Below are 2,754 nucleotides of genomic sequence, written 5' to 3'. Positions count from 1 at the left end.
GGGCTTGGGCGCGCGGCGCTGCCACAGCCAGGTGGCGGCCGCGCCCAAGAGCGCGATCAGCGCCACGCCGGCCATCAGCCAGCTCAGGCCGGAGCCGCGCTCCTCCGCCGGCGTGGTGGGCGCTTGCTGCTGCGCCTCGCTGCGCCGCGACAGCACCACCGAGATATTGTCGTAATCGATGTCGGCGAAGCTGTTTTTCAGGAAGCGCTTGATGTCGTTGACCATCTGCTCCGGGTCCACGTCGCGGTCGTACACCGCCAGCGCGGACAAATGGATGGGCTTGGCGGCGCGGCCGCCCTCGCCGGAATCCAGGTCGTAGCTGACGTGCACGCGCGCGGACAGCACGCCGTCCATGGTCTGCAGCGACTGCTCCAGCCGCTGCTCGATGGCGGAATACAGCCGCGCCTTCTCCGCGCGCGGCGAGGACACCAGCGAATCCGCCGGGAACATCTGCGCCACTTCCACTCGCGGCCGCGACGGCAGGTTATAGGCCTTCAGCCAGTCCACGGCGGCGGCGAAGTCCGGCTGCGCCACCGCGATGCTGAAGCCGGTCTTGCCGCGGTCGGTCTTGTCGGCCTCGATATTGTGGCGCTGCAAGACGGCGATCACTTCATTGGCCTGCTGCTGATCCAGGCCCTTGAGCAAGTCTTTCTGCTGGCAGCCGGTCAGCAGCAATGCCAGCAATACGGCTTTGAAACCATGGCGGATCATGAGCGCAGCAGGCTTTCTACCGCGCCCACGGTCTTGCGGGTGAGGGTGCTGATCATCGACACCTCCAGGTTGTAATTGGAGGTGCGCTGCTGCAGCTCCATCAACACGGCGGGGTTGCTCAACAGCCCCGGCTGTTCCAGCCGCTGCAGGATGGCGTCCTTCTCCATGCCTACGCCGACGGCGTTTTGCGAGAAGGCCTGGATCAGGCGGTCGTCCAGCGACACGAGATTGTGCTCGGAGCGGGTGATGTCGCTGACCTGGGCGGTCAGCGCGTCCAGAGATTGGGCGGCGATGGGAATCATGGGAGGACTCCTGGAGCGCCGGCGCTCGGCCGGCGCCGGGGTTTAGCGGAAGTTCTGGATGATGGCCGCGTCGATGTCCTTGAACACTTTGACGGTGTTGGATTGCGCGTTGCGGTACAGGTTGTACTCGGACAGCTTGCTCTGGTAGTCGGCCAGCAACTGGGGGTTGGACGGGTTGCCGTTCAGCTTGTCCAGCGCGGTGGTCAGCTCGCCCTGAAGCTTGCTGGTGCCGGCGTCGAACTCCTTGGACATGTCGCTGAGGGTCCAGTCCGGATTGGTGATATCGATTGCCATGGTGGTTTGCCTTTGGTTTACAGGGGTTTGGGGAAATACCAGTGGCCGGTCGCCATCTTGACGTAACCCTGGTTGCCGTACTTGAAGGACTTGCCCTTGAGCCAGTCGTCCTTCAACTCAATGGCGAATTGCACGTAGCGGCCGCCCCACTGGCGGTAGTAGTCGTCGACGAAGCGGCGCGCGCGCAGCAGCTCGCCATCGTCCAGCGCGCCCTGGATCACGAAGGTGACGCCATTGGGCTGCTCGCTGCGGGTGAAGGGCAGCGCCTGGCGCGACAGGCCGGTTTCGGCCTGGCTCGCGGCGGCGGCGTCGTCCACCGGCACGATGTCCACCGCGTCGGCGTAGGGCATCTGCTCGGTCAGCCGCTGCGCCAGCGCCTGGCTGGCCGGGCCGCCCAGCGCGGCGCGCTGCTGGCTGACCCACAGCTGCGGCCGGCGCGGGTTGTCCAGCTGCAAGCGGTAATAGGGCAGGTGCGGGTAGTGATCCGCCAGCCAGCGGCCCATGCGCTCGTTCTCCTGCTGCGGGCTGAGCACTCGCGCCGGGCGGCCGTAGTCGCCGCGCGCCAGTACTTGTCGCGCCCAGGCGCTGTCGCGCTCATTGGCGGCGGCGACGTAGAACACGCCGTCGCGGCCGGGCAGCACCTGGAAGCGCTGGCTGTCGCGTCCCAGCAGCGCGTTCAATTCCGAAGCCTGGCGCTGCGGCGTGTTCCACAGCCAGTAGCCGCCGCCGGCCAGCAGCAGCGCGGCCACCACCGCCAGCGCCACCGCGCCGACGGCGTGACGGCGCGCCGGTTTCTTCTCGGTGGCGGGCGCGGCCAGGCCGTGGCCCAGCACTTCCGGCGACCAGGCCAGATGTTCCGGCCGCAGCGCCAGTTCCAGCGCGCCGACGCGCAGCGGGCGGTTGAATTCGGCCTCGCGCTCGGCGCTGGCCGTGTCCGCCAGTTCGCGTAGCGTGACCCGGCCGGGGTCGGCGCGGTCGATCAGCACCTCGAAATTGACGCCGCCTTGTTCCAGCGGAATGAACAGGGTGTCGGCCGGCAGCTCCGGCAACTGGCCGGCGTCGGCCAGCGCGGCGGAGGGGCCGACCAGGAACAGGGTCTTGCCCGGCTGCAACAGGAATTCGCAGCCGCGCAGCGGGCTGTTGAGCAGGCGAACCACGATGGGGGCCGGCGCGGGATGTGAGATGTCTTCAGCTGCCATGGTGTCTGTCGGTGAGTGCGCAAGGTTCTGCGATGTTTGCATCCACTTTAAGCGCATGCCGGCGTGGATTCCTGATGGAAAACCGATGAAATCTCGGGAGGAAAATCAGATTCGGGGCGGAGGGAAAAAGCATGGCGGCTAACCGCGGGCGCGGCGGCCGCCATGTAAAGGGGGATCGGGGACGGTGCGGGTTTAGAACCTGTTTACGATCTGCTGCGAGTCGTGAGACGTGGCACGGTGAGTACCGC

4 protein-coding genes are annotated in these 2,754 nt (G+C 67.0%); all 4 read right to left on the bottom strand.

Going from position 1 to position 2,754, the window contains the following annotated elements; all coding sequences use genetic code 11:
- Positions 1-711: EscJ/YscJ/HrcJ family type III secretion inner membrane ring protein (locus LQT98_RS23475; protein ID WP_231465624.1), on the bottom strand; the 711-nt coding region annotated here is incomplete at its 3' end.
- Positions 708-1,013, bottom strand: coding sequence for a type III secretion system inner rod subunit SctI (sctI, locus tag LQT98_RS23470; RefSeq protein ID WP_048410088.1), 306 nt, complete (start codon positions 1,011-1,013; stop codon positions 708-710). The genes LQT98_RS23475 and sctI, both read right to left, overlap by 4 nt.
- Before the next feature lie 42 nt (positions 1,014-1,055).
- Positions 1,056-1,307 (bottom strand): type III secretion system needle complex protein, encoded by a 252-nt coding sequence (locus LQT98_RS23465; RefSeq protein WP_048410089.1) that lies wholly within the window; start codon positions 1,305-1,307, stop codon positions 1,056-1,058.
- 17 nt (positions 1,308-1,324) lie between these two features.
- Entirely contained in the window at positions 1,325-2,506 is a 1,182-nt protein-coding gene (locus LQT98_RS23460; protein WP_156183859.1) for a PrgH/EprH family type III secretion inner membrane ring protein, read from the bottom strand.
- Positions 2,507-2,754 lie beyond the last annotated feature (248 nt).

The sequence above is a fragment of the Chromobacterium aquaticum genome (assembly GCF_021129195.1).
Lineage (GTDB): Bacteria > Pseudomonadota > Gammaproteobacteria > Burkholderiales > Chromobacteriaceae > Chromobacterium > Chromobacterium aquaticum.
The sequence above is the reverse complement of the archived record's forward strand: the minus strand, read 5'-3'. Positions and strand labels throughout refer to the sequence as shown.

Excerpts from the sequence above, each read along its gene's own strand:
- sctI (WP_048410088.1), bottom strand. The coding sequence starts at position 1,013 with ATGATTCCCATCGCCGCCCAATCTCTGGACGCGCTGACCGCCCAGGTC.
- LQT98_RS23465 (WP_048410089.1), bottom strand. The coding sequence starts at position 1,307 with ATGGCAATCGATATCACCAATCCGGACTGGACCCTCAGCGACATGTCC.
- LQT98_RS23460 (WP_156183859.1), bottom strand. The coding sequence starts at position 2,506 with ATGGCAGCTGAAGACATCTCACATCCCGCGCCGGCCCCCATCGTGGTT.